This window comes from Pseudomonas sp. X10, assembly GCF_054889225.1.
Genome location: NZ_CM142677.1, coordinates 4,707,718 through 4,731,895, shown reverse-complemented (window position 1 = coordinate 4,731,895; position 24,178 = coordinate 4,707,718). Strand labels below are relative to the sequence as shown.

General features: G+C 62.7%; 20 protein-coding genes and 1 riboswitch. Of the genes, 12 read left to right on the top strand and 8 right to left on the bottom strand.

Annotation, left to right across the window (positions count from 1 at the left end; translation table 11 throughout):
- Window positions 1-86 precede the first annotated feature (86 nt).
- Window positions 87-902: a M48 family metallopeptidase gene (locus ACYU03_RS21595; protein ID WP_461886657.1), complete on the top strand. Its 816-nt coding sequence runs from the start codon at window positions 87-89 to the stop codon at window positions 900-902.
- Between the two features lie 250 nt (window positions 903-1,152).
- Here the strand turns inward: ACYU03_RS21595 and ACYU03_RS21590 are convergent, their stop codons facing one another.
- The 3 genes from ACYU03_RS21590 to ACYU03_RS21580 form a co-directional block, all read right to left on the bottom strand.
- On the bottom strand, window positions 1,153-1,737 hold the full coding sequence (locus ACYU03_RS21590; RefSeq protein ID WP_461891520.1) for a TMEM165/GDT1 family protein: 585 nt from the start codon (window positions 1,735-1,737) through the stop codon (window positions 1,153-1,155).
- A 90-nt stretch (window positions 1,738-1,827) separates the two neighbouring features.
- Window positions 1,828-1,961, bottom strand: a riboswitch (yybP-ykoY riboswitch).
- Window positions 1,962-2,000: 39 nt separating this feature from the next.
- Entirely contained in the window at window positions 2,001-2,999 is a 999-nt protein-coding gene (locus tag ACYU03_RS21585) for a methyltransferase (RefSeq protein ID WP_461886656.1), read from the bottom strand.
- Window positions 3,000-3,050: 51 nt separating this feature from the next.
- Entirely contained in the window at window positions 3,051-4,016 is a 966-nt protein-coding gene (locus ACYU03_RS21580) for a 2-hydroxyacid dehydrogenase (RefSeq protein ID WP_461886655.1), read from the bottom strand.
- 192 nt (window positions 4,017-4,208) lie between these two features.
- On the opposite strand from ACYU03_RS21580, the gene ACYU03_RS21575 reads away from it, so the two are divergent.
- From ACYU03_RS21575 to ACYU03_RS21545, 7 genes are all read left to right on the top strand, one after another.
- The gene (locus ACYU03_RS21575) at window positions 4,209-4,838 is read left to right on the top strand and encodes a LysE family translocator (protein WP_461886654.1); all 630 of its coding nucleotides are present in this window, start codon (window positions 4,209-4,211) and stop codon (window positions 4,836-4,838) included.
- Window positions 4,839-5,022: 184 nt separating this feature from the next.
- Entirely contained in the window at window positions 5,023-6,705 is a 1,683-nt protein-coding gene (locus ACYU03_RS21570) for a fatty acid--CoA ligase (RefSeq protein WP_461886653.1), read from the top strand.
- Between the two features lie 332 nt (window positions 6,706-7,037).
- Complete coding sequence (locus tag ACYU03_RS21565; protein WP_461886652.1) at window positions 7,038-8,924, top strand: DUF1302 domain-containing protein; 1,887 nt, start codon at window positions 7,038-7,040, stop codon at window positions 8,922-8,924.
- A gap of 26 nt (window positions 8,925-8,950) precedes the next feature.
- Window positions 8,951-10,315 carry a DUF1329 domain-containing protein gene (locus tag ACYU03_RS21560; RefSeq protein ID WP_461886651.1) on the top strand — a complete coding sequence of 455 codons (1,365 nt, stop codon included), beginning with the start codon at window positions 8,951-8,953 and terminating at the stop codon, window positions 10,313-10,315.
- A 237-nt stretch (window positions 10,316-10,552) separates the two neighbouring features.
- Window positions 10,553-13,267: a LuxR C-terminal-related transcriptional regulator gene (locus tag ACYU03_RS21555; RefSeq protein WP_461886650.1), complete on the top strand. Its 2,715-nt coding sequence runs from the start codon at window positions 10,553-10,555 to the stop codon at window positions 13,265-13,267.
- A 199-nt stretch (window positions 13,268-13,466) separates the two neighbouring features.
- On the top strand, window positions 13,467-15,074 hold the full coding sequence (locus ACYU03_RS21550) for a tetratricopeptide repeat protein (RefSeq protein ID WP_461891519.1): 1,608 nt from the start codon (window positions 13,467-13,469) through the stop codon (window positions 15,072-15,074).
- Complete coding sequence (locus ACYU03_RS21545; protein ID WP_461886649.1) at window positions 15,071-15,763, top strand: sensor histidine kinase; 693 nt, start codon at window positions 15,071-15,073, stop codon at window positions 15,761-15,763. Before ACYU03_RS21550 ends, ACYU03_RS21545 begins: the two co-directional genes overlap by 4 nt.
- Window positions 15,764-15,800: 37 nt before the next feature.
- Here the strand turns inward: ACYU03_RS21545 and dctM are convergent, their stop codons facing one another.
- From dctM to dctP, 3 genes are all read right to left on the bottom strand, one after another.
- Window positions 15,801-17,084 (bottom strand): C4-dicarboxylate TRAP transporter large permease protein DctM, encoded by a 1,284-nt coding sequence (dctM, locus tag ACYU03_RS21540; protein WP_461886648.1) that lies wholly within the window; start codon window positions 17,082-17,084, stop codon window positions 15,801-15,803.
- Window positions 17,081-17,713: a TRAP transporter small permease gene (locus ACYU03_RS21535; RefSeq protein WP_461886647.1), complete on the bottom strand. Its 633-nt coding sequence runs from the start codon at window positions 17,711-17,713 to the stop codon at window positions 17,081-17,083. The genes dctM and ACYU03_RS21535 overlap by 4 nt, the downstream gene beginning before the upstream one ends.
- A gap of 61 nt (window positions 17,714-17,774) precedes the next feature.
- The gene (gene dctP / locus ACYU03_RS21530; protein WP_461886646.1) at window positions 17,775-18,770 is read right to left on the bottom strand and encodes a C4-dicarboxylate TRAP substrate-binding protein DctP; all 996 of its coding nucleotides are present in this window, start codon (window positions 18,768-18,770) and stop codon (window positions 17,775-17,777) included.
- Between the two features lie 237 nt (window positions 18,771-19,007).
- On the opposite strand from dctP, the gene ACYU03_RS21525 reads away from it, so the two are divergent.
- Both ACYU03_RS21525 and ACYU03_RS21520 read left to right on the top strand, forming a co-directional pair.
- A complete protein-coding gene (locus ACYU03_RS21525) occupies window positions 19,008-19,652 on the top strand; it encodes an MBL fold metallo-hydrolase (protein WP_461886645.1) in 645 nt (214 codons plus the stop codon).
- A 99-nt stretch (window positions 19,653-19,751) separates the two neighbouring features.
- The gene (locus ACYU03_RS21520; RefSeq protein WP_461886644.1) at window positions 19,752-20,444 is read left to right on the top strand and encodes an OmpA family protein; all 693 of its coding nucleotides are present in this window, start codon (window positions 19,752-19,754) and stop codon (window positions 20,442-20,444) included.
- A gap of 70 nt (window positions 20,445-20,514) precedes the next feature.
- On the opposite strand, the gene pta is transcribed toward ACYU03_RS21520, so the two are convergent.
- The gene (gene pta, locus ACYU03_RS21515; RefSeq protein WP_461886643.1) at window positions 20,515-22,599 is read right to left on the bottom strand and encodes a phosphate acetyltransferase; all 2,085 of its coding nucleotides are present in this window, start codon (window positions 22,597-22,599) and stop codon (window positions 20,515-20,517) included.
- Between the two features lie 33 nt (window positions 22,600-22,632).
- On the bottom strand, window positions 22,633-22,935 hold the full coding sequence (locus ACYU03_RS21510; protein WP_461886642.1) for a DUF3565 domain-containing protein: 303 nt from the start codon (window positions 22,933-22,935) through the stop codon (window positions 22,633-22,635).
- On the opposite strand from ACYU03_RS21510, the gene ACYU03_RS21505 reads away from it, so the two are divergent.
- Entirely contained in the window at window positions 22,934-23,419 is a 486-nt protein-coding gene (locus ACYU03_RS21505; protein WP_461886641.1) for an FKBP-type peptidyl-prolyl cis-trans isomerase, read from the top strand. The two genes, ACYU03_RS21510 and ACYU03_RS21505, sit on opposite strands and share 2 nt — an antisense overlap.
- A 146-nt stretch (window positions 23,420-23,565) precedes the next feature.
- Window positions 23,566-24,048, top strand: a complete 483-nt coding sequence (locus ACYU03_RS21500; RefSeq protein ID WP_461886640.1) for a glutathione peroxidase — start codon at window positions 23,566-23,568, stop codon at window positions 24,046-24,048.
- The last annotated feature ends 130 nt before the right edge of the window (window positions 24,049-24,178 follow it).

Here is a 24,178-nt window from a genome sequence, read left to right as displayed (position 1 = left end):
GCCGCCGGGAGAAAACTTCCTAGTGGCTATAGCGGGGTCAGGCAAGTCGGCCTAGGATACGCGGCATGTAAAAAGGGAGTGTTTTCATGCGTAGATCCTTTGTTGTCAGTGTACTGGGCGCCAGCATCCTGCTGGCCGGCTGTCAGGCGGTGAACACCACCAGCGGTGGCGCGGTGGGTGTCGAACGCAAGCAGTACATGTTCAGCATGCTCTCGACCGACGAGGTCAATCAGATGTATGCCCAGTCATACCAGCAGACTCTGGGCGAGGCTTCGAGCCAAGGTGTGCTGGACAAGACCAGCGCTAATGCCAAGCGGGTCCAGGCCATCGCCGACCGGCTGATCGCCCAGGCGCCGCAGTTCCGCCCAGATGCCGCCCAGTGGAAGTGGGAAGTCAACCTGATCCAGAGTGACGAACTCAATGCCAACTGCGGTCCTGGCGGCAAGATCATCTTCTACAGTGGCCTGATCACCAAGCTCAAGCTGACTGACGACGAGATCGCCGCGGTCATGGGCCACGAGATCGCCCACGCCCTGCGTGAACACGGGCGTGAAGCCATGTCCAAAGCCTATGGTGTGCAGATGGCCCGCCAAGGTGCAGGTGCCTTGCTCGGCCTGGGGCAGGACAGCTTGGCGGTAGCCGATACGGTAGTGCAGTACGCCATGACCTTGCCCAACAGTCGCGCCAACGAGAACGAGGCCGACCTGATTGGCCTGGAGCTGGCGGCTCGCGCCGGCTACGACCCGAACGCCGCGATCACCCTATGGAACAAGATGAGCCAGGCCTCGGGCGGTTCGCAGCCGGAGTTCATGAGCACGCACCCGGCGTCCGACAGCCGGATTGCCTCGTTGCAGGCGGCGATTCCGAAGGTGATGCCGTTGTATCAGGCGGCCAAGAAGTAAGTCGCTGGCGTTGCCCGGGCCCATCGCAGGCGGTGTGTCGGTAAGCGAGGGCTTTGCTCTCGATGGGCTGCCGGGCAGCCCTGCCTTTGGCAAGGCTGCGCTTTGCATCGCCAGTTGACGCAGGCTCCTACAGGGGGCTGCGGCGACCGCAAGAGTGGAGGCATGCAGAAAGCCTGTGCTGTCTGCGATGGGCCAGTAAGGGCAATGTATCACTTGTGCCCGCCCCCTGGAGTCGCCCCCGATCCCTGGCTTATCCAATCCAGCCGCTGGCCTTCATCGCCGAGTAGACCGCCACGATGGCGAGGACGAAGAAGGCGGTGGCAGCCAGGCGGCGGATCAGCGTCAGCGGCAATTTCTCGGCTGCGAAGTTGCCCGCCAGTACCACCGGTACGTTGGCGATCAGCATGCCCAGGGTGGTGCCGATGATGACCATGATCAGGTGCGGGTACTGGGCCGCCAGCATTACCGTGGCGACTTGGGTTTTGTCGCCGATTTCGGCGAGGAAAAAGGCGATCAGGGTCGTCACGAACGGGCCGAAGCGGCGGGCGGAGCTGGATTCGTCGTCATCCATCTTGTCTGGGACCAGGGTCCACAGGGCTGTGGCTGTGAAGCTGGCGGCGAGGATCCAGTGCAGGACCGTTTCACTGAGGAAGGCGCTGACCCAGGCACCTACCGCGCCGGCGGCGGCATGGTTGGCCAGGGTGGCGGCGACGATGCCGGCGATGATTGGCCAAGGCTTGCGAAAGCGGGCCGCGAGAATGAGCGCGAGCAATTGCGTCTTGTCACCGATTTCGGCAAGGGCGACGATCGCGGTCGGGACGAGCAATGATTCCAGCATCAGGATTCCTACGGGGGCGGGTCGACACGGCTATGACACGTACGACCTCCCCGCCCCGGGTAAGGTGTGCGTGTCATAGGTCTTGTCAAACCCTGGATCCGTCTGCGCGGATCTCTCTTTTCAGAGCTGGGTCGCACGCGCCATGGCCTGTGGGCCAAGTGTGTTGACGCGTGCCGGGCGAGCAGGGTGCTCGCGGGAGACTACTCCCCTAGGACGGGGCGGATTCTGCCTAGGTGATCCGCTTTGCGCAAGCCCTGTTTTTATCCGCGTGTTGCTTGGTAAATCCGAAAACCCTGGGCTTCAGCACGGGTCTGGCAATTGCCCAGGGCGCCTTCGATCAGTGGTTGATAGCGCAGGAAACTATTGGCTACTAAGCGTAGTTCGCCACCTTTTCGAAGATGTTCGCTGGATTTTTTTAGCAGGCTTTCCGAGGCCTGATAATCCGTGCGCACGCCGGTATGGAACGGTGGATTGCTCAGGATCAGCACCAGGTCCTGGGGCGCGGCAGCGATACCATCCCCGCTGATCACCTCACCTTCCAGACCATTGGCAGCCAAGGTCAGGCGGCTGCTGGCAACCGCGAAGGCATCGACATCCAGCAGGGTCACCTGGCTGGCCGGGTAGCGGCGTTTCACCGTCGCGCCGAGGATGCCTGCACCGCAGCCGAAGTCCAGCACATGGCCGACCGGCAGATCGTCGAGATGCTCCAGCAACAGGGCTGTGCCTTTGTCCAGGCGGCCATGACTGAATACGCCTGGCAGGCTGACCACCTGCAGCGGGCCGTCGGACAGCGGCAGTTCGAAGCGTTCGGCCAGGGTCTCCAGGGGCTTGGCTTCAGGCACGTTATCCACCGTTACCTGCCACAGCTGGCAGTGACGCGCACTGTCGAGCTTGCGCGGTTTGCCGAAGGCCTGCAGTTGCTTGGCCGCGCCTTCGATGCCGCCACGCTTCTCGCCGACCAGGTACAGCTCGCGGCCAGCCAGGCGCGCCGCCAAGGCATTGAGCAGGTAGGCCGCCAGTTCGCGGGATTTGGGCAGGAACAGCACGGCGGCGTCGAAGGCGGCGCCGGGCACGTCCACACCATAGTGGCTACGGCCGTGGAAGCGGCTGTCGAGCAGGGCCTGGTCGCCGGCATGCCAGCTCCAGCCGCTGGCCTTGGGCAGTTGGCCGAGCAGGTCATCGGCGGGCAGTCCGGCGAGCAGCAGCGGCCCTTGGAAAAGTTCGGCCTGACGAAGCAACACTTCACTGCGCGGGTCCATGAACGACGCCTCCTGAAAAAAGTGGCGGAGTGTATCAGAGCAGGCAGGTGCTTAGCCCACTACCCGCCGTGGCTGGCCAGCGAAGTAGGCCTGGGCGTTCTCGCTCAGTTGCCCGACGATGCGCTGGCGTGACTCCACCGCTCCCCAGGCACTGTGCGGGGTAATGATCAGGCGCGGAATGTCCGGCTCCAGCAGCGGGTTGCCGTTGACCGGCGGTTCGACGCTCAGCACATCGCTGGCGGCGCCACCCAGGTGGCCGTTGCGCAGAGCGTCGGCCAGCGCCTGTTCGTCGATCAGCCCGCCACGCGCGGTGTTCACCACCAGGGCGCCAGGTTTGAGCAGCGCCAGTTCGCGGGCAGCGATCATGTGCCGGGTCTGTTCGTTGAGTGGGCAGTGTAGGGTCAGGGCGTCGACTTGCGGCAGCAACTCGTCCAACGGCAGGCGCCCTTCGCGCGCCGGGCGGCCTGGAATCTGCCCGAGCAATACGCGCATGCCGAACGCTTCGGCCAGCCGTGCCACGGCTCCACCGAGTTCGCCATGGCCGAGCAGGCCGAGGGTTTTGCCTTCCAGCTCGACGATGGGGAAGTCCAGCAGGCAGAACTGGCTGGCCTTTGCCCATTGTCCCTCGGCAACGGCCTGGCGGTAGTCGCATAGGCGCGTGGCCAGGGCCAGCAGCAAAGCCAGGGTGTGCTGGGCCACCGATGGCGTGCCATAGCCCTGGCAGTTGCAGACAGTGATGCCTTGGGCGCGTGCGGCTTGCAGGTCGACATTGTTGGTGCCCGTGGCGGCCACCAGGATCAGTTGCAGTTGTGGATTGGCCGCCAGGCTGGCGGCATCGAGCATGACCTTGTTGCTGATTGCCACGGTTGCGCCCTGGAGGCGCTCGGCGACTTGCTCGGGGGCAGTGGCCGGATACAGCTGCAGGCTGTCGAACTGCTGTTCCAGATGACTCAGATCGAGGTCCCCCAGGTCCAGGGACTGGTGGTCGAGAAACACGGCGCGACGCAGGCTTGGCATGGGGACTCCGGTGGTGGCGGTGAGGCGTTGGGCTTCAGGTCGTGGGGCAATGGCTGGGCACGTTAACGCCTTTTAGAGGCGGATGTCATGCCGCGCCGCAGGCACAGATACACCTCAACTGTACCTGTCGCTCGGAAGGACAAGTCAGTAATCTACACCGCTTGTATCCAATTGTTGCAAGGAGCCAGTCCCATGTACTGGGCAGAATTTCTCACCGTTGCCCTGATTCACCTGCTGGCCGTGGCCAGCCCCGGCCCGGATTTCGCCGTGGTGGTGCGCGAAAGCGTGACCCATGGCCGTCGCGCCGGGACCTGGACCGCCTTTGGCGTGGGGACTGCGATCTTCCTGCATGTCGGTTACTCGCTGCTGGGGATCGGGCTGATCGTGTCGCAGTCGATCATGCTGTTCAACGCCCTGAAATGGCTGGCTGCCGCCTACCTGTTGTACATCGGCTTCAAGGCCTTGCGCGCCAGGCCGGCGCCAACGGCGCAGGAGGGGATGCAGCCGACTCCGGCGCTGCGTAGCCGGCGCGCCGCCTATGTGGCCGGTTTCATGACCAATGGCCTGAACCCCAAGGCCACCTTGTTCTTCTTGTCGCTGTTCACCGTAGTCATTGACCCCCACACTCCGTTGCTGGTGCAGGCGGGCTATGGCGTCTACCTGGCGTTGGCGACCGGGCTGTGGTTCTGCCTGGTGGCCCTGTTGTTCAGCCAGCAGCGTGTGCGCGCCGGGTTCGCCCGCATGGGCCACTGGTTCGACCGCGCCATGGGCGCTGTGCTGGTGGGGTTGGGAGTGAAGATCGCCTTGACCGAGATGCATTGAGGGCAGGGCCGTTGTGCCGCCGCTGTTCGGGGTTTTGCAAGACCATTGGCCCCGGCATAAAGGCACATGGCCACTCATACCCGCAGCGGTCAAATCATTCCTTTGGCTGATTTGACCGCTGGAGCTCCGTTCTAGAGTAAGGGCTGAATCGCCCAACCTGTGTTACTCCAGATAAGGGACTCCCATGCTGCAGACTCGCATCATCCCGCCTGCCGAAGGCGCCTATTCCTTTCCGTTGCTGATCAAACGTCTGCTGATGTCCGGCGGCCGCTATGAAAAGACTCGCGAAATCGTCTATCGCGACCAGTTGCGCTTCAGCTACCTGCAACTCAACGAGCGCATCGCGCGGCTGGCCAATGTGTTGACCGAGGCGGGGGTCAAGGCCGGCGACACCGTGGCGGTGATGGACTGGGACAGCCATCGCTACCTGGAGTGCATGTTCGCCATTCCGATGATCGGCGCTGTGGTCCATACCATCAATGTGCGGCTGTCGCCGGAGCAGATCCTCTACACCATGAACCACGCCGAAGACCGCTTTGTGTTGGTCAACAGCGATTTCGTCGGCCTCTACCAGGCCATCGCCGGGCAACTGACCACGGTCGAGAAGACCCTGTTGCTGACCGATGGTGAGGAGAAGACTGCCGATTTGCCCAACCTGGTCGGCGAGTACGAGCAGTTGCTTGCCGCTGCCAGCCCGCACTACGACTTCCCGGACTTCGACGAGAATTCGGTGGCCACCACCTTCTACACCACGGGCACGACCGGCAACCCCAAGGGGGTGTACTTCACCCACCGCCAGTTGGTGCTGCATACCCTGGCTGAAGCGTCGGTCACCGGCAGCATCGACAGTGTGCGCCTGCTCGGCAGCAACGACGTGTACATGCCCATCACTCCGATGTTCCATGTGCACGCCTGGGGCATTCCTTACGCGGCCACCATGCTCGGGATCAAGCAGGTCTATCCGGGGCGCTACGACCCGGAGCTGCTGGTCGAGTTGTGGCGCAAGGAAAAGGTCACCTTCTCCCACTGTGTACCGACCATTCTGCAGATGCTGCTCAATGCCAAGTCGGCCCAGCAGCAGGACTTCGACGGCTGGAAGATCATCATCGGCGGCAGCGCGCTCAACCGCGCCCTATACGAAGCGGCCAAGGTCCGCGGTATTCAGCTGACCGCTGCCTACGGTATGTCGGAGACTTGCCCGCTGATCTCCTGCGCCCATCTCAACGACGAATTGCTGGCCGGCAGCGAGGATGAGCGTGTCACCTACCGTATCAAGGCCGGTGTGCCAGTGCCGCTGGTGGAAGCGGCTATCGTCGATGACGACGGCAATTTCCTTCCTGCCGACGGCGAGAGCCAGGGCGAGCTGGTGCTGCGCGCGCCCTGGCTGACCATGGGATACTTCCGTGAGCCGGGCAAGAGCGAAGAACTCTGGGAAGGCGGCTGGCTGCACACCGGTGATGTCGCCACCCTCGACAGCATGGGTTTCATCGATATCCGCGATCGGATCAAGGATGTGATCAAGACAGGAGGCGAGTGGATTTCCTCCCTCGACCTGGAAGATCTGATCAGTCGCCATCCGGCGGTCCGCGAGGTGGCGGTGGTCGGCATCGCCGATCCGCAGTGGGGAGAGCGGCCCTTCGCCCTGCTGGTGGTGCACCAGGACCAGAGCATCGACGCCCGGACGCTCAAGGACCATCTCAAGCCTTTTGTCGAGCTGGGGCACATCAACAAGTGGGCCATTCCGAGTCAGATTGCCATTGTTACTGAAATTCCCAAGACCAGCGTTGGCAAGCTCGACAAGAAGCGTATCCGCGTTGATGTCAGCCAATGGCAGGCCAGTAACAGCGCTTTCCTATCGACTCTGTGAAGAGCTGGCAGCGTTCACGCCCTTCGGGGCGTGAACCGCACGCCAGAGAGCCTCGCGGCTTGTCAAACGGTGAAATTGAGCCATTCTTCCCTCTGCCACCACACAGGTCGGCTATTCGCGGCAGGTCGCAAGCAGGGAACGCAAATCACACTTTAGAGGGATCAAGCACCTGTACCTGCTGGCTATAGTCGGATCAGGGAATTTTCAGGAACGAGGAGCCGCACCATCGCGCATGTCACGGCTGCTGCAAGCAGGTGCCAGCGCACTGGACGACAGGGGCGTTTCTGGAAGGACTCACTGCCATAACAAAAAAAGTACATGGAGTAGCGTCGATGACATCAGCAAACCTGTTCTGGCGCCGGGCTAAACTGCCTCTGGCCGTCAGCCTCGCTTCTACGCTCGCCGGGCCTGCATTCGGCGTCAGTTTCAACATCGGGGAAATCGAAGGCCAGTTCGACTCGTCGCTCTCCGTAGGGGCCAGCTGGTCGACGGCCAAACCGAACAAGAATCTGATCGGGGTCAACAACGGCGGCAAGGGCTTGTCGCAGACCTCCGACGACGGTCACCTGAACTTCAAACGCGGTGAAACCTTCTCCAAGATCTTCAAGGGCATCCACGACCTGGAGCTCAAGTACGGCGACACCGGGATATTCGTCCGGGGCAAGTACTGGTACGACTTCGAGCTCAAGGATGAACACCGCCAGTTCAAGGACATCAGCGACTCCAACCGCAAGGAAGGCGCCAAGTCGTCCGGTGCCGAACTGCTCGACGCCTTCATCTACCACAACTACTCCATTGGCGATCAGCCAGGCTCGGTCCGCCTAGGCAAGCAGGTGGTGAGCTGGGGTGAAAGTACCTTCATCGGTAGCGGCATCAACGCGATCAACCCAATCGACGTGGCCGCCTTCCGTCGCCCTGGCGCCGAGGTCAAGGAAGGCCTGATCCCGGTCAACATGTTCTACGTCTCCCAGAGCTTGACCGACAACCTCTCGGCCGAGGCCTTCTACCAACTCGAATGGGACCAGACCGTCGTCGACAACTGCGGCACCTTCTTCTCCCAGCCGGACATCATCGCCGACGGCTGTACCGACAACCTGCGCGTGCTTAACAGCAGCCGTACCGTGCCGCCAGCTGCCCAGGCCTTCCTGGCCAGCCAGGGCGTGAACCTCAACGAAGAGGGGGTGATGGTGCGCCGTGGTGCTGACCGCGACGCCCGTGACAGCGGCCAGTTCGGCGTTGCCCTGCGCTACATGTACGACCCGCTGGGCACTGAGTTCGGCGCCTACTTCATGAACTACCACAGCCGCGCCCCGATCTTCAGCGCCACTGGCGCCGATCCGTCGGTGTTCGCCGGCATCGGTGCGCTACCTCCGGCATTGCAGGCACTGGCGCCGTTGATCGTGGCTGGCAACTCGCAGTACTTCGTCGAGTACCCCGAGGACATCCGCCTGTATGGCCTGAGCTTCTCCACCACCCTGCCGACCGGCACCGCGTGGAGCGGCGAAATCAGCTACCGGCCCAATGCTCCGGTTCAGTTGAACACCACCGATATCCTCTTCGCCGGCGTTCGTCCGCTGGGTGGCGCGCTGGGTAACGCCTCGTTGCTGGAAGGTACCCCAGGCCAGGACCTGCACGGCTACCGGCGCAAGGAAGTCACTCAGTTCCAGACTACGCTGACGCACTTCTTCGACCAGGTCATGGGGGCCAGCCGCCTGACCGTGGTGGGTGAAGTGGGCGTGACCCACATCGGTGGCCTGGAGAGCGCGCACAAGGCCCGTTATGGTCGTGACCCGGTCTACGGCCCTGGCCCATTGCCGGATACCGGCGGCCTCAATACCTGCTCGGCAATCCTCAACAACAGCACCATTGGTGGTTCCGGTGGCGGCGAGACGGCCAACCTCAGCCGCAAGTGCGAGAACGACGGTTACGCCACCAGCACCTCCTGGGGTTACCGCGCCCGCGCCATCTGGGACTACAACGACGTCTTCGCCGGGGTCAACCTCAAGCCCAGCGTGGCCTGGTCCCATGACGTCTCCGGTTATTCGCCCGGTCCTGGCGGCAACTTCGAGGAAGGCCGCAAGGCTATCAGCCTCGGGCTGGACGCCGAGTACCAGAACACCTACACCGCGAGCCTGTCGTACACCAACTTCTTCGACGGCAAGTACACCACCGTGGATGACCGCGACTTCATCGCCCTCAGCTTCGGCGTGAACTTCTAAGAATATTGATCCAGGACGACACCAGAATGAATACAACCAAGAGTCTGCTGAAAGCCGGTGTGCTGGGCCTGTCCTTGCTGGCGACCAGCGTCATGGCTGCGGTTTCCGCCGACGAGGCGGCCAAGCTCGGGACCACACTGACACCGATGGGCGCGGAGAAGGCCGGTAATGCCGACGGTTCGATCAGCGCCTGGCAACCCCTGTCGAAAACGGCGGGCAACGCCGATGCCAAGGGCTTCCTCTCCGATCCTTACGGCAACGAACAACCACTGTTCACCATCACCGCGCAGAACGTCGACCAGTACAAGGACAAGCTGTCGCCAGGCCAGGTCGCGATGTTCAAGCGCTATCCGGAGACCTTCAAGATCCCGGTTTACCCGACTCACCGTGGCTCCACCGTGCCTGACGAGGTCTTTGCCGCGATCAAGCAGAACGCCACCAAGACCACCTTGGTCGAGGGCGGCAACGGCCTGAACGACTTCCAGACCGCTGTGCCGTTCCCGATTCCCAAGAGCGGCGTGGAGGTGATCTGGAACCACATCACCCGTTACCGGGGCGGCAGCGTGACCCGCCTGGTGACCCAGGCCACGCCACAGGCAAACGGCTCCTATAGCCTGGTGTACTTCCAGGACCAGTTCGTCTTCCGCGACCGGATGAAGGACTACGACCCGAGCAACCCGGGCAACGTACTGTTCTACTTCAAGCAGAAAGTGACCGCCCCAGCCCGCCTGGCCGGTACCGTGCTGCTGGTCCACGAGACCCTGGACCAGGTCAAGGAGCCGCGCAAGGCGTGGATCTACAACGCCGGCCAGCGCCGTGTGCGTGCGGCGCCGCAAGTCTCCTACGACGGTCCGGGTACCGCCGCCGACGGGTTGCGGACCTCCGACAACCTGGACATGTACAACGGCGCGCCTGATCGCTACGAGTGGAAGCTCGAAGGCAAGAAGGAGATGTACATCGCCTCCAACAGCTACAAGCTCGATTCGCCAAGCCTGAAGTATTCGGACATCCTCAAGGCCGGGCATATCAACCAGGAGCTGGCCCGCTACGAGCTGCGCCGTGTCTGGCATGTGGTCGCGACCCTGAAGCCAGGCCAGCGGCATATCTACGCCAAGCGTGACTTCTACATCGACGAGGACACCTGGCAGGCCGCTGTGATCGACCAGTACGACGGCCGTGGCCAGCTGTGGCGTGTTTCCGAGGCCCACTCTCAGGACTACTACAACGTCCAGGTGCCGTGGTACACCCTGGAGGCCATCTACGACCTGCAGTCCGGGCGTTACCTGGCGCTGGGCATGAAGAACGAAGAGAGGCGTGCCTATGACTTCGGCTTCACCGCCACCCGGGCCGATTTCCAGCCGGCGGCGCTGCGTCAGGATGGTATTCGCTGAGTTGAAAAAACCTACCTCCGTGTGATCTCCCAGAACGCCCCGGCTTGCCGGGGCGTTTCTGTTATGGTTTGGGACATCTCAGCAGTCCTCAAGAGGGTCGCTGTCCAGAGGTATTGTTTCTTTTTGTTGTAGTCTTTTTTACGGGAAAGGCGGCAATCATCTTCAAATGTGTCATCCAACCCGCTAGTCTCGCTAAGTCCGTACAGCCGAAGTTTCCCCAACCCGAACGAGCTGGCCATGAGCGATCTGTCCCGTACGCACGTATTCACCAGCCAGGCCCTGGGCCTGCTGGACGGGCGTTTCTACCGGCCGCCGTTGCCTGATGGGCATGTGCCCCGCGCCCGTCTATGCCAGCGCCTGCAGGCAGGGTTGGCGGGGCGGTTGTTGTTGGTCAACGCGCCTGCCGGCTTTGGCAAGAGTTCGTTGGCCATCGAGTTCTGCCAGGGCTTGCCTGCCCACTGGCGCAGCCTTTGGCTTGGGTTGAGCCAGCGTGACAGTGACCCTGGGCGCTTTCTCGAGCGTTTGCTCGAAGGTGTGCAGCAATTCTGTCCAGCCTTGGGTGGCCAGGCCATGGGCCTGCTGAAGATGCGCCAACGGCATCAGCCGTTCGCCTTCGAAGAGTGGCTCGATGGCTTGCTCGATGAGCTGGCCCTCTATCTGCACCCCGATGATCCCCTGCTGCTGGTGCTGGATGACTACCATCTGGCCCAGGGGCCAGTGCTTGACCGCTGCTTGCAATTCTTCCTCAATCACCTTCCGGCGGGGCTGGTGCTGCTGGTCACCAGCCGCCAGCGTCCCGACTGGCACTTGGCCCGCCTGCGTCTGTCCCGGCAATTGACCGAACTCAACGAACAGGACCTTCGCCTGACCCCAGACGAGGCCCTGGCCGTGATCGGGCGACAGCCCACCGGCCTGCGCGGGCAAGCGCTGGACAACCTGATCCAACGCAGCGATGGCTGGGTGGCCGGGCTACGCTTCTGGCAACTGGCGGCCAGCGAAGCCGGCGACGACAACGCCATGCCCCAGGCCTTGCACGGCGGTGAGGGGATGATCCGCGACTACCTGCTCGAAGAGGTTATCGAGATCCTGCCGCCGGATGTTCAAGGCTTTCTTTACGACACGGCCTGCCAGGAGCGTTTCTGTAGCGAGCTGTGCGACGCCCTGCGCGAGCGTCATGACAGCGACGAGATCCTGCGTTATCTGCAGGCACACCAGGTGTTCCTGGTGCCGCTGGACGAGCATGGCCGCTGGTTCCGTTATCACCATCTGTTCTCCGACCTGCTGCGCAGCCGCCAGGCCCAGCCCCTTGGCAGCCTGCACCTGCGGGCCTGCCGCTGGTTCCAGGCCCAGGGGCTGCTCGACGAGGCGGTGGAGCAGGCCTTGCGCGCCGGGCACCTGGACGTGGCGGCCAACCTGGTGCAGAGCCTGTCGGAGGAGCAACTGCTGGCCGAGCAGAACGTCGGCATGCTGTTGCGGTGGAAGATGGACCTGCCGGACAGTCTGCTGATCAGTACGCCCCGGTTGATCGTGCTGTACAGCTGGGCCCTGGGCCTAGCCTGCCAACTGGATGCGGCCGAAGAGCTGGCCAGTCACCTGAGCCGCTTCTTACCCGCGCCCTCGGCCACGGCGCAGAAGTCCATGCTGGCCCAGTGGTTGGCCCTCAGTGGCGTGATTGCCCGTGGCCGCGGGGACCGTGAGCGGACCTTGGCCTACTGCAGCGAAGCGCTTGAGAGCCTGCCCTGCAAACGCTATGGGCAGCGTCTGGTATGCCTCTCGACCCTGTCCAACCTAGCGATCGTCGATGCAGATTTCTGGCGCGCACGGGGCTGGAACCGCGACGCCCTGGAGCTGGCCCAGCGAGTCGGCAACCCGTTGTTCGAGGCGCTGGCCTATTACGACCGGGCGCGGGTGCTACATGCCCGGGGCGAGGTCCTGCGGGCGCTGGATGAGGTCCGCCAGGGCTTGCAGCGCCTACAGGGGCTGTCTGGGCAGCGCTTGTATGCGATCCGCGCGCGCCTGACGTTGTACGAAGGTTATCTGCTGGCGACCCGGCTGCAGCCTGTCCAGAGCCGCAGCCGCCTGCGGGCCGGTCTGAGCGAGGCCCGGGCTTGCCGCGATATCAGCGTCCTGATCGGGCATTGCGTGATCGCTTCGCTGGATGGCCGCGAAGGGCGCTTTGCCGAGGCTTTTGCCGAGCTGGCCGAAGCCGAGCGCTTGATGCATATCTGGGATGTGCCGCCGATCTACTACCTGGCCATGATCACCCTGGTCAAATGCGAGCTGTGGCTGGCCCAGGGGCGTACCGACCTGGCCGAGTCCTGGTTGCTGCGCCTGGGCCAGACCTATGGCGGGGAGCAGGCGGCGGCCGCGCCGGAGTTCCATCCCTTGCTGCCACTGCACATCGAGCTGCAACAAGCCCAGCTCGAACAGACTCAAGGACGCCTGGCCGAGGCGGGTACCCGTTTGCAGGCGCTGGTCGAACGTGGCCAGGCCACGGGGGGCCTGATGCTCAGTGTCTGCGCCCTGTGCCAATGGGTCGCCCTGTTGCTGGCCAATGACCGCGACAAAGAGGCCCGGGACCTGCTGGGGCTGGCCCTGGAGGCGGCGCGGGGAGGCGTGCTGCAACCTTTCCAGCACCTGATAGAAGAGCGGCCGCACTGGCTGCGTGAGCAACTGGCCACGCAGGCTGGCGGCCCTATCCAGGCCAGCCTGCTGGCGCTGCTGCCGCAGGTGCAAAGCCCCAGCGCAGGCACCGGCGAAGCCCTGAGCAGTCGGGAAATGGCCGTGCTCGAGCTGATCGCCCAAGGTTGCTCGAACCAGCAGATCAGCGAACGCCTGTTCATCTCCCTGCATACCGTCAAGACGCACGCCAGCCACATCAACAGCAAGCTCGGCGTCGAGCGGCGGACCCAGGCGGTGGCCCGGGCCAAGGTGCTTGGCCTGCTAGGCTAGGGGCTTTGTGCCATCATTGCTCATCTTTGCCGACAAGCGGCCGATAACCTGTCCAACTGCCTGCAGTGCCGCGGGTGATGGCCGGGTCGCTGGAGCAGTTTGACTATCGTTTGTGCGCCGAACTGGGCCTGGAAGCCGAGCCTGTCATTGCATTTGTCTCTGCGCCACTTTCCCTATTTATCCATGACAGGTCGTGTTGATGCTGGTGTACGGGCAAAAAAGCTTTCTGATCGTCGATGACTTTACCGATTTCCGTACATCGACCCGCTCCATGCTGCGTGAATTGGGAGTACGGGACGTCGACACCGCTGACAGCGGCGAACAGGCGCTGCGCATGTGCGCGTCCAAGCGCTATGACTTCATTCTTCAGGACTTCCACCTGGGCGACGGCAAGAAGAATGGCCAACAGGTACTCGAAGACCTGATCCTCGACAAACTGATCAGCCATGAGTGCGTGTTCATCATGGTTACCGCCGAAAGCAGCCAGGCCATTGTTCTCAGTGCCCTCGAGCACGAGCCGGACGCCTACCTTACCAAGCCCTTCAACCGTATCGGCCTGGCCCAGCGCCTGGAAAAACTGGTGCAACGCAAGACCTTGCTCAAGCCGATTCTTCAAGCCCTGGACCGGGGGCGTCCCGCCGAGGTACTGGCCGCCTGTGCCGGGCTGTGCAAGAAGGACCCACGCTTCGCCCCCCTGTGTCTGCGCTACCGTGCCGATGCCCTGCGAGCGCTCAATCGCTTCGATGAGCTGGAGAAGTTCCTCAAGGTCATCCTCGCCAGCCGTGCCACGCCGTGGGCCTATGCGGCCCTGGGCAGCCTGCTGCACAAGCGCGGCCAGTACGGCCAGGCCCAGGGGGTCTACGAGCAGGCCCTCAAGGCCTTCCCGATCATGCCCGGTCTTTACGATGGCATGGCCGAGGTGCTGGTGGCCCAGGGCGATTCCAGGCGGGCCCAGCACATGCTGGAGGAGGCGGTGCGCCTGTCTCCGCTTTCCGTGCGCCGGCAAGCGGCGTTGGGCAAGCTGGCCCTGGGTAACGCAGACTTCGAGAGTGCCTCCAAGGCATACCGGCATGCGGTCAACCAAGGCCAGAGCTCGCGCTACAAGGACCCGGAAAGCAACCTCGGCCTGGTCCAGGCGTTGATGAACAAGAACAGCGGCTACGGCCTGGATGCCCGCACCCGGGTCGAGATCAACACGGTCCTCAGCGAAGTGGCCAGGGAGAATGCCGAGGACCAGGGCTTGCAGGTGCGTGCGCGGTTGATGAAGGCCGCCAGCCTGCAGCAGGCCGGTGACCCGGAAACCGCCGCCAAGCTGACCGAGCAGGCCATGATGCGGCTGGGCAAGATGGAGCAGTTTTTCTCGGTCGAGGCCGCGTTGACGGTGGCCAGGCAACTGCAGCAACTGGGGCAGGAAAGTGCCGGCTCCTCTATCCTCAAGAGCTGCGTGGAAACCTACGGTGATGATCCCAAGGTGATGCAGCGTGTCGCCAAGCTGACGGATGACCCGGTCGTGCTCGGCGCGGTCACCGAGGCGGTCGACCTCAACCGGCAGGGCGTGCGCGGCTATCAGGCAGGCCGGTTGAACGAGGCGCTGGAGATGTTTCGACGAGCCTTGGCCTTGCAACCGAAGAACATTAGCATCGCCTTGAACACTGCTCAGGCGCTGTTGCGTGTCGCCGGGGACAACCCGTCGCCGGCGATACTGCAGGAGTGCCGTCATTGCCTGGCCCATGTGGCCGGCATCCCCCAAAGCGATAGCCGCTATGACCGTTACCGCAAACTGCACATCCGGATTTTCGGCGCATGAACCAGGACAACCCGGGGCTGGATTTTTCCACGGTGATCGCCTCCACCGTACACGACATGAAGAACTCCCTGGCTGCCTTGACCCAGGCCCACAGCCAGTGGCTGGCGCGTATTCCCGAAGAGTGGCGCGCAGGCAGCGAGCAAGGGGTGATGGAGCATGAGTTCAGCCACCTCAACGGCATGCTGGTGCAGTTGCTCGGGCTGTACAAGCTCGGTGTCAATCAGTTGCCCATGTGCCCCGGTTACCATGAGCTGGACGACTTCGTCGAAGCGCAACTGGCAGCGCACCAGGACGTGCTCAGGCACCGTGATGTCCTGGCCACCTGGCGGATAGAGACCCAGAGCCCGCTGGGCTTCTTCGACCGTGAACTGGTCGCCTCGGTGGTTTCCAACGTGCTCAACAACGCCATCCGCTATGCCGGCCATGCTCTGCTGATCAGCATCGAGGAAGAGGACGAGCAGTTGCTGATCAGCATTAACGACGACGGGCCGGGCTATCCCGAAAGAATGCTCGAACGGCAGCAGGACTATGTCCAGGGGCTCGACCAGCGCAGCGGTAGCACTGGCCTGGGGTTGTACTTCGCTGCGCGCATCGCAGCCCTGCACGAGCGCGATGGGCTGAAGGGGAGGATAGTGATCGCCAATGGCGGCGCCTTGGGCGGGGGCTTGTTCAGGTTGTACCTGCCTTGATTGTCGCGGGCCTGGCAGGCCAGGCGCCGCAACGGGTTCAACTCATACCCAACAGGTTGGGCAGGACCAGCGAGATCCAAGGTACGTAGGTGATCAGTATCAGGAACAGCAACAACAGGATCAGCCAAGGGGCTGCTGCTCGAACTGTTGCCGTCAACGACATGCCCGTCACGGCGGAGGTGACGAACAGGTTCAGCCCCACAGGCGGGGTGATCAGGCCGATCTCAAGGTTGACCACCATGATGATGCCTAGGTGGATTGGATCGATACCCAACTCCATGGCGATGGGAAACATGATCGGGGCCAGGATCAGGATGATCGCCGATGGCTCCATGAAGGCACCCGCCACCAGCAGCACGATGTTTACCACTAGCAGGAAGGTCACGGGGGTCAAGCCGGCGTCTATCACCCAGGCGGTGATTTGTTGGGGCAGTTGCTCGGTGGTCAGTACATGGGCGAAGAGCATGGCGTTGGCGATGATGAACATCAGCATGATGCTCAGCTTGGCCGACTCCAGCAGTACCTTCGGGGCCTCGCTGAGCTTCATGTCCTTGTAGACGAACAGGGCGATGAACGCCGAGTATACGGCGGCCATCGCTGCAGCCTCGGTCGGGGTGAACATGCCGCTGTAGATACCGCCTAGGATGATCACCATCAGCAGCAGGCCCCAGATCGCCTTGCGTGCTGTTGTCAGCCACTCCCTGAATGTGGCGCGGGGCAGGGCCGGCATGTTCTTCTTCACGGCCACGATATAGATCGCGATCATCAACAACAGGCCAAGCGTCAACCCTGGTACCACGCCGGCCATGAACAGCTTGCCGACCGAGGTCTCCGTGGCAGCGGCATACACCACCATCACGATTGAGGGTGGAATCAGGATGCCCAGGGTGCCGGCGTTACAAATAATGCCCGCCCCGAACGCCTGTGGGTAACCGGAGCGGACCATGCCAGCAATGGCTATCGAGCCAACGGCGGCCACTGTCGCGGGGCTCGAACCAGAGAGTGCCGCGAACAGCACGCAAGCCAGTACCGCGGCAATGGCCAGGCCGCCGCGTATGTGTCCGACACAGGCGTTGGCGAAGTCGATCAGGCGCCGGGCCACTCCACCGGTGGTCATGAACGCGCCGGCCAGGAGGAAGAACGGAATCGCCAGCAGGGTATAGTGCTCCGACGTCTCGAACAGCTTGATCGCTAGGGAGCGCACCGAGTCCTGGCTGAACAGCATGATGGTCAACGAGCCTGCCAGACCGAGGGAAATGGCGATCGGTACGCCGATGAACATCAGCGCGAACAGCGCTACGAACAGGAACAGGATTGTCATTGTTTTCCGTCCTCGTGCTCGGTCATCTTGAGTGCTTCGGCAGCCTCGTCGGCCAGGCCCAAGCCGGTCTGGCGGTGGGTGAGGATGCGCACGAAGATCTCGGCGAATCGAATGAAGACCAAGGCGAAGCCCACCGGTACGATCAACCCGATATGCCACTGCATGACCCCGAAATGCCCGAGGTCTTCGGCGCCGATGCCAGCTCGCAACAGAGTTCCTATCCATTCGAGACTGGCGATGCTCAACAGTCCGGCATAGCCCAGGCAGCATAGGCAGGCAATGATGCCGATCACGCGCTGCACCGGTTTGCTGGCCAGTTTTACCAGGGCATCGACACCGATATGGCCAGCGGTGCGCACGCCATAGGACAGCCCGAAGAAGATCAGCCAGCCGAACAGGGCTTTGGTCAGCGCGTTGCTCCAAGTCATGGACTGCGCCGCATCAAGGACATGGTCCCCCAGGCTGTTGAACAGCTCGCTGCTGAACTCCCAGTGTTCGGCCAATGAGTAGAACAGGGTATAGAGGTTGTTCAGGACGACGTAGACGAAGGTCACCAGGGTCATGGCGGCCAGGAGGAAGACGATGAAGCCTTCCTCGAAATGTTCCCAGATACGCCTCAAGGCATTCATACGTGTTCTCCGATGCGTGACGGAGGCAGGCACCCCTTGCCTATGGTGCCTGCCAGCGGGCTCACTGCGCCTGGTTGGCCGCCTCGGCTGCCTGGATCAGATCTGGACCGATATCTCCTTCGAACTTCTTCCAGACCGGCCTCATCGCTTCACGCCATTTTTCGCGTTCCTCGGGCGTGAGCGTGATGATCTCGGTGGTCTTGGCGTCCAGGATGCGTTGCTTGTCGCTTTGGTTGAGGGCCTCGGCTTCCTTGTTCACATAGGCGGTGACTTCGCTGACGATCTTTTCCAACTCGGGTTTGACATCCGGCGGCAACGAATTCCAGAATTTCGTGTTGGTGATCAGCATGTAGTCGAGGACGCCATGATCGGACTCGGTGATGTACTTCTGCACTTCATGCATCTTCTGACTGTAGATATTCGAATAGGGGTTCTCCGCGCCATTGACCACCCCGGTCTGCAGGCCCTGGTATACCTCGGCGAAGCTCATCTTGCGCGGGTTGGCGCGCACGGCTTTGAACTGCTCTTCGAGCACTGCCGAGGCCTGGACGCGGAATTTCAGGCCGCGGGCATCGGCGGGCACACGCAGCGGTTTGTTGGCCGACAACTGTTTCATGCCGTTATGCCAATAGCCAAGGCCGGTGATGTTCTTATCTTCCATGGATTTGAGCAGGCCTTGTCCGGCAGGGCTCAGTTGAAAGCGGTCAACTGCATTGATGTCGTCGAACAGGAATGGCAGGTCGAACAGCTGGATTTTCTTGGTGTAATGCTCGAACTTGGCCAGCGAGGGGGCGATGATCTGCACATCTCCCAATAGCAATGCCTCCATTTCCTTACCATCCCCGAACAGTGACGAGTTCGGGTAGACGTCGACCTTGACCTTGCCCGGCAGGCGCTCTTCCGCCAGCTTCTTGAACATCAGGGCGCCCTGGCCTTTTGGGGTCTGCTCGGCGACAACGTGGGAAAACTTGATGGTGATCGGGTCGGCGGCCTGTGCCCAGCCAGCGGCGGACAAGGTCAATGCACATATCAATACTTTCAGTGTGGGGGTGGACATCCGGATACTTCCTCTTGTTATTGTCGTGTGGCGTGGTACAGCAGGCGTACAGGTCGAATTGACCTTGGCAAGTTTAGGCGGCAATCGGCGTCCTGTTTTGCACAAGATCAATGGCAGGCCCTGAAAATGACTGTCGGATACGGTCCGGTTGCTGCATATCCGCTGGCTAATGCGCACAATTGAGGTTATGTAAGGACGATCGCTTCAAGGCTCCACGTGCTCCCCACGGAAAAAATCATGCATGCCACTCGACCCACCCTAATCCGCGAAACCTTCCCCGTCGGCCCTTTGCAGTGCAACTGCACTCTCATCGGCGATCCAGTCAGCAAAAAGGCCATCGTCGTCGACCCGGGAGGCAATCCCGAGCAGATCCTAGCCCGCCTGGATGCCCACGGCCTGAAGGTGGTGAGCATCATCCACACCCATGCCCACCTCGATCACTTCCTCGCGTCTGGCCAGTTGAAGGAGCTGACCGGCGCGACCTTGCACTTGCACAAGGACGATCAGTTCCTCTGGGACAACCTGGAGATGCAATGCCAGATGTTTGGCGTACCCTATACGCCCGTGCCGGCGCCGGATCGCTGGCTCAGCGATGATGAAGAACTGGACTGCGGCTGTGGCGTGGCGCTGCATACCCCTGGGCATACGCCGGGCTCGATGAGCTTCTGGTTCGCCGATGCCAAGCTGCTGATTGCAGGTGACACCTTGTTCCGCCGTAGTATTGGCCGCACGGATTTGTGGGGTGGCGACCATGCGACTATCGTTCGCTCGATCAAGCAGCGCCTGTACAGCCTGGATGAAGAGGCGACGGTGGTCACCGGCCACGGCCCGGATACCCGTCTGGGCGACGAGATGCGCGAGAATCCTTTCGTGCGGGCCTAGTAGGGGCGTTACGGAATTTTTCCGCGCCGCCGCAATCCAAGGCTGGCATAGATCCGTATTCGATCCGCTGTACTTTTGAATTTCAGTAGGAGCTTGTCCATGTTCACCATGCGTCGTCTGATTATCGTCGCTACCACCGCTGCCCTGATGTCCGGTTGTGCCAGCCAGAACCCTTATGACAACCAGGGTCAGGCGCAGGGCTCCACGGGGATGAGCAAAACGGCCAAGTACGGTGGCCTCGGCGCCCTGGCCGGTGCCGTAGCCGGTGCGGCCATCGACCACAACAACCGTGGCAAGGGCGCGTTGATCGGCGCCGCCGCTGTGGGCGCCGCTGCCGCTGGCTATGGCTATTATGCCGACCGTCAGGAAGCCGCCCTGCGCGAGAGCATGGCCAACACCGGCGTTGAAGTGCAGCGCCAAGGCGATCAGATCAAACTGATCATGCCGGGCAACATCACCTTCGCCACCGACTCGGCCAGCATCGCGCCGAGCTTCTACTCGCCGTTGAACAACCTGGCCACCTCGTTCAAGCAGTTCAACCAGAACAACATTGAGATCGTCGGCTACACCGACAGTACCGGCAGCCGTCAGCACAACATGGACCTGTCCCAGCGCCGTGCCCAGTCGGTCAGCACCTACCTCACCTCCCAGGGTGTGGACCCGTCGCGGGTCTCGGTACGCGGCATGGGCCCGGACCAGCCGATCGCCAGCAACGCTGACGCCAATGGCCGGGCGCAGAACCGCCGGGTCGAGGTCAACCTGCTGCCGATTCCGGGCCAGCAGTATCAGTAAGCGGCAAGCTGCAAGAGAAAAGCTTTAAGAGAAAAGCGGGGCAAGCCGGCATGGCTTGCCCCGCTTCGTTTTAGCGGTTGGCCTGAATCGCGGTGAGGGCGATGGTGTAGACGATATCGTCGACCTGCGCGCCGCGAGGCAGGTCGTTGACCGGTTTGCGCAGCCCTTGCAGCATCGGCCCGAGGCTGACGCAGTCGGCGCTGCGCTGCACGGCCTTGTGGGTGGTGTTGCCGGTGTTCAGGTCAGGGAACACGAAGACCGTGGCACGGCCGGCTACCGGGCTGCCGGGGGCGAGTTCGCGGGCGATTTCGGGGTTGGCTGCCGCGTCGTACTGCAGCGGGCCGTCGATCTGCAGGCCATGTTCTGCCTGTTGGGCCAGCAAGGTGGCTTCGCGGACTTTCTCCACTTCCTCGCCGTTGGCCGCCGAATCGCTGGAGTAGCTGATCATCGCCACCCGTGGCGCAATGCCGAAGTCCCTGGCCGAATCGGCGCTCTGCCGGGCGATTTCCGCCAGTTCGGCAGCGCTTGGGTGCGGGTTCATCACGCAGTCGCCGTAGACCAGCACTTGTTCGGGGAACAGCATGAAGAACACCGAAGACACCAGGCTGCAGCCCGGGGCTGTCTTGATCAGTTGCAAGGCCGGGCGGATGGTGTTGGCGGTCGAGTGGACTAGGCCGGAAACCAGGCCATCGACCTCGTCCAGGGCCAGCATCATGGTGCCGATCACCACCGGGTCTTCCAGTTGCTGCTCGGCCATCGGCGCATTGAGGCTCTTGCTCCGGCGCAGGCTGACCATGGGCTCGACATAGCGTCCGCGGATCAGGTCTGGGTCGAGGATTTCCAGGTCGGCAGGCAGGCTGATGCCTTGGGCGCGGGCCACGGCCTCGACTTCCTCGGGCTTGGCCAGCAGCACGCAGCGGGCGATGCCACGGGCCTGGCAGATGGCGGCGGCCTGCACGGTCATGGGCTCGGCACCCTCGGGCAAGACGATGCGCTTGTTGGCCTGCTGGGCGCGCTGGATCAATTGGTAGCGGAACACCGCTGGCGACAGGCGCAGCTCGCGTGGGGTGCCGCAACGCTGGTGCAGCCAGTCGGCATCGAGGTGGCCGGCGACGAAGTCGGTGATGAACTCAGCGCGCTCGCGGTCGTCCACCGGGATTTCGCGGTTGAGCTGGTTGAGCTGGTTGGCGGTGTCGTAGGAGCCGGTGCTGACCGACAGGATCGGCAGCCCGGCCTGCAGTGCGCCCCGGCACAGTTCGAGGATGCGCGGGTCGGGCTTGCTGTCGCTGGTCAGCAGCAGGCCCGCCAGGGGCACGCCGTTGATCGCCGCCAGGCTGACGGCGAGGATGATGTCGTCGCGGTCGCCCGGGGTCACCACCAGGGTGCCGGGCTTGAGCAGCGGTACGGTATTGGCCACGGTACGCGCGCAGATGATGATGGTGTTCATCCGCCGTTGCTCATAATCGCCGGCATTGAGCACCTGGGCGCCGAGCAGTTCAGCGACGTCGCGGGTGCGCGGGGCGTTGAGCTCGGCTTGGTAGGGGATGCAGCCGAGCAGGCGGAAGTCATCGCCGCGCAGCAGGGGCGAATGCTCGCGCAGGCGGGCGGCGAAGGCGCTCATGCCTTCCTCGGCGCGCACCTTGTTGAGGATCACTCCAAGCACTTTCGGGTCTCGCGGCCCGCCGAACAACTGGGCTTGCAGCTCGACCCGGCCGGACAGTTCGCTGAGTACCTCGTTTTCCGGCGCCGACACCAGGATCACCTCGGCATCCAGGCTCTTGGCCAGGTGCAGGTTGACCCGGGCCGCATAGCTGGCATGACGGGTCGGCACCATGCCTTCGACCACCACCACGTCCTTGCCGGCGCACGCCTGCTGGTAAAGGGTGATGATTTCTTCGAGCAGCTCATCGAGCTGGCCATCGCCGAGCATGCGCTCCACATGGGCCAGGCTCAGGGGAGGCGGTGGCTTGATGCCGTGAGTGCGGGCGATGAGTTCGGTCGAGCGCTCAGGGCCTGTGTCTCCGGGGTGCGGCTGGGCGATCGGCTTGAAGAAGCCGACCTTCAGCCCGGCACGTTCGAGCGTGCGGACCAGGCCCAGGCTGATGGAGGTCAGGCCAACACCGAAGTCGGTCGGCGCGATGAAAAATGTTTGCATGCGTGCTTCTCGGATATGAGCGGTGCAATTGAGTCAATTGCCAAGGGTATCGCTATCGGCCCCTTGCGCGCACCAGCCACAGGCAAATGCCTGGCCGATGCGCTGGCGCCGTTGTTCGGGATCCAGCACCCAAGGGCGGGCCTGCCAGGGCGGCTGGTGACGCAGGTGTTGGGTGTGTCCGCAGGACAGCTCGACCACCCAGTGGCCGTCCTCGTCCTGATGAAAACCCAGCACCCGACTGACGGGGGCGGCATTGTCCGGGTTGCGTTCGCAATCGGGCGATGCCTTGGTTACACTTGTTCGTTCTACATTCTTATGCAAAAGGTCTCGCCCCATGCTGATCGCCGCCAACAAGGCTGTCTCCATCGACTATACCCTGACCAACGACGCCGGGGAGGTCATCGACAGCTCCTCCGGCGGTGCGCCGCTGGTCTACCTGCACGGTGCAAGCAACATCATCCCGGGTCTGGAGAAGGCCCTGGAAGGCAAGCAGGCCGGTGACGAGCTGAGCGTCGCCGTCGAGCCGGAAGAGGCCTACGGCGAGTACCTGGCCGAGCTGGTCAGCACTCTGAACCGCAGCCTGTTCGAAGGCGTCGACGAGCTGGAAGTGGGCATGCAGTTCCACGCTTCCGCGCCCGATGGCCAGATGCAGATCGTCACCATCCGCGACATCGATGGCGACGATGTCACCGTCGACGGCAACCACCCGCTGGCTGGCCAGCGCCTGAACTTCAAGGTCAAGGTCGTCAATGTGCGTGATGCCAGCGACGAAGAAATCGCTCACCGCCACATCCATGGCGAAGGTGGCCATCACCACTGATTTTCTGCGCTAAGCTCAGAGAGTCGCAGGCGCTCGGGCAAGCCGGACTTGCTCTCCAGGGGAGGGTAGACGGTTTGGCCGCGCGCCTTTTTAGTGGGTGGATTTCGCCTGCAGCGACAATCGGGAACCTGAGAGGGGAGTTCGTCATGAGTGCATTTCACGACCTGACATTGAAAGCGCTGGACGGTGAAGACCTGCCCTTGGCACCGTTCAAGGACCAGGTGGTGCTGGTGGTCAATGTTGCCTCCAAGTGCGGTTTGACGCCGCAGTACGCCTCGCTGGAAAAACTGCACCAGCAGTTCAAGGGCAAGGGTTTCAGCGTGCTGGGCTTGCCGTGCAACCAGTTCGCCGGACAGGAGCCCGGCACCGAGAAGGAAATCCAGGAGTTCTGCAGCCTCAACTACGGGGTTAGCTTCCCTCTGGGCAGCAAGCTGGAAGTCAACGGGCCGCAGCGCCATTCGCTGTATCGCCTGCTGGCGGGCGAGGGAGCTGAATTTCCTGGCGATATAACTTGGAACTTCGAGAAGTTCCTGGTCGGCAAGGACGGCCGCGTCCTGGCCCGTTTCGCGCCGCGCACGGCGCCGGATGACCCGGTGGTGGTGCAGGCGATCGAGAAGGCGCTGGGCTGAATTGGCGGGGGCGAAGGATCGCTCCTGCAATCGGGCCCGCTGCGCGGCCCATCGCAGCAGTGCGACGTCCCGGCAAGCCCTCTCCCATACCCCGGAATCACTCTAATCAATAGTACTGGGCCCACCTGAC

Excerpts from the sequence above, each read along its gene's own strand:
- ACYU03_RS21595 (WP_461886657.1), top strand. The coding sequence starts at position 87 with ATGCGTAGATCCTTTGTTGTCAGTGTACTGGGCGCCAGCATCCTGCTG.
- ACYU03_RS21585 (WP_461886656.1), bottom strand. The coding sequence starts at position 2,999 with ATGGACCCGCGCAGTGAAGTGTTGCTTCGTCAGGCCGAACTTTTCCAA.
- ACYU03_RS21580 (WP_461886655.1), bottom strand. The coding sequence starts at position 4,016 with ATGCCAAGCCTGCGTCGCGCCGTGTTTCTCGACCACCAGTCCCTGGAC.
- ACYU03_RS21575 (WP_461886654.1), top strand. The coding sequence starts at position 4,209 with ATGTACTGGGCAGAATTTCTCACCGTTGCCCTGATTCACCTGCTGGCC.
- ACYU03_RS21570 (WP_461886653.1), top strand. The coding sequence starts at position 5,023 with ATGCTGCAGACTCGCATCATCCCGCCTGCCGAAGGCGCCTATTCCTTT.
- ACYU03_RS21565 (WP_461886652.1), top strand. The coding sequence starts at position 7,038 with ATGACATCAGCAAACCTGTTCTGGCGCCGGGCTAAACTGCCTCTGGCC.
- ACYU03_RS21560 (WP_461886651.1), top strand. The coding sequence starts at position 8,951 with ATGAATACAACCAAGAGTCTGCTGAAAGCCGGTGTGCTGGGCCTGTCC.
- ACYU03_RS21555 (WP_461886650.1), top strand. The coding sequence starts at position 10,553 with ATGAGCGATCTGTCCCGTACGCACGTATTCACCAGCCAGGCCCTGGGC.
- ACYU03_RS21550 (WP_461891519.1), top strand. The coding sequence starts at position 13,467 with ATGCTGGTGTACGGGCAAAAAAGCTTTCTGATCGTCGATGACTTTACC.
- ACYU03_RS21545 (WP_461886649.1), top strand. The coding sequence starts at position 15,071 with ATGAACCAGGACAACCCGGGGCTGGATTTTTCCACGGTGATCGCCTCC.
- dctM (WP_461886648.1), bottom strand. The coding sequence starts at position 17,084 with ATGACAATCCTGTTCCTGTTCGTAGCGCTGTTCGCGCTGATGTTCATC.
- ACYU03_RS21535 (WP_461886647.1), bottom strand. The coding sequence starts at position 17,713 with ATGAATGCCTTGAGGCGTATCTGGGAACATTTCGAGGAAGGCTTCATC.
- dctP (WP_461886646.1), bottom strand. The coding sequence starts at position 18,770 with ATGTCCACCCCCACACTGAAAGTATTGATATGTGCATTGACCTTGTCC.
- ACYU03_RS21525 (WP_461886645.1), top strand. The coding sequence starts at position 19,008 with ATGCATGCCACTCGACCCACCCTAATCCGCGAAACCTTCCCCGTCGGC.
- ACYU03_RS21520 (WP_461886644.1), top strand. The coding sequence starts at position 19,752 with ATGTTCACCATGCGTCGTCTGATTATCGTCGCTACCACCGCTGCCCTG.
- pta (WP_461886643.1), bottom strand. The coding sequence starts at position 22,599 with ATGCAAACATTTTTCATCGCGCCGACCGACTTCGGTGTTGGCCTGACC.
- ACYU03_RS21505 (WP_461886641.1), top strand. The coding sequence starts at position 22,934 with ATGCTGATCGCCGCCAACAAGGCTGTCTCCATCGACTATACCCTGACC.
- ACYU03_RS21510 (WP_461886642.1), bottom strand. The coding sequence starts at position 22,935 with ATGGGGCGAGACCTTTTGCATAAGAATGTAGAACGAACAAGTGTAACC.
- ACYU03_RS21500 (WP_461886640.1), top strand. The coding sequence starts at position 23,566 with ATGAGTGCATTTCACGACCTGACATTGAAAGCGCTGGACGGTGAAGAC.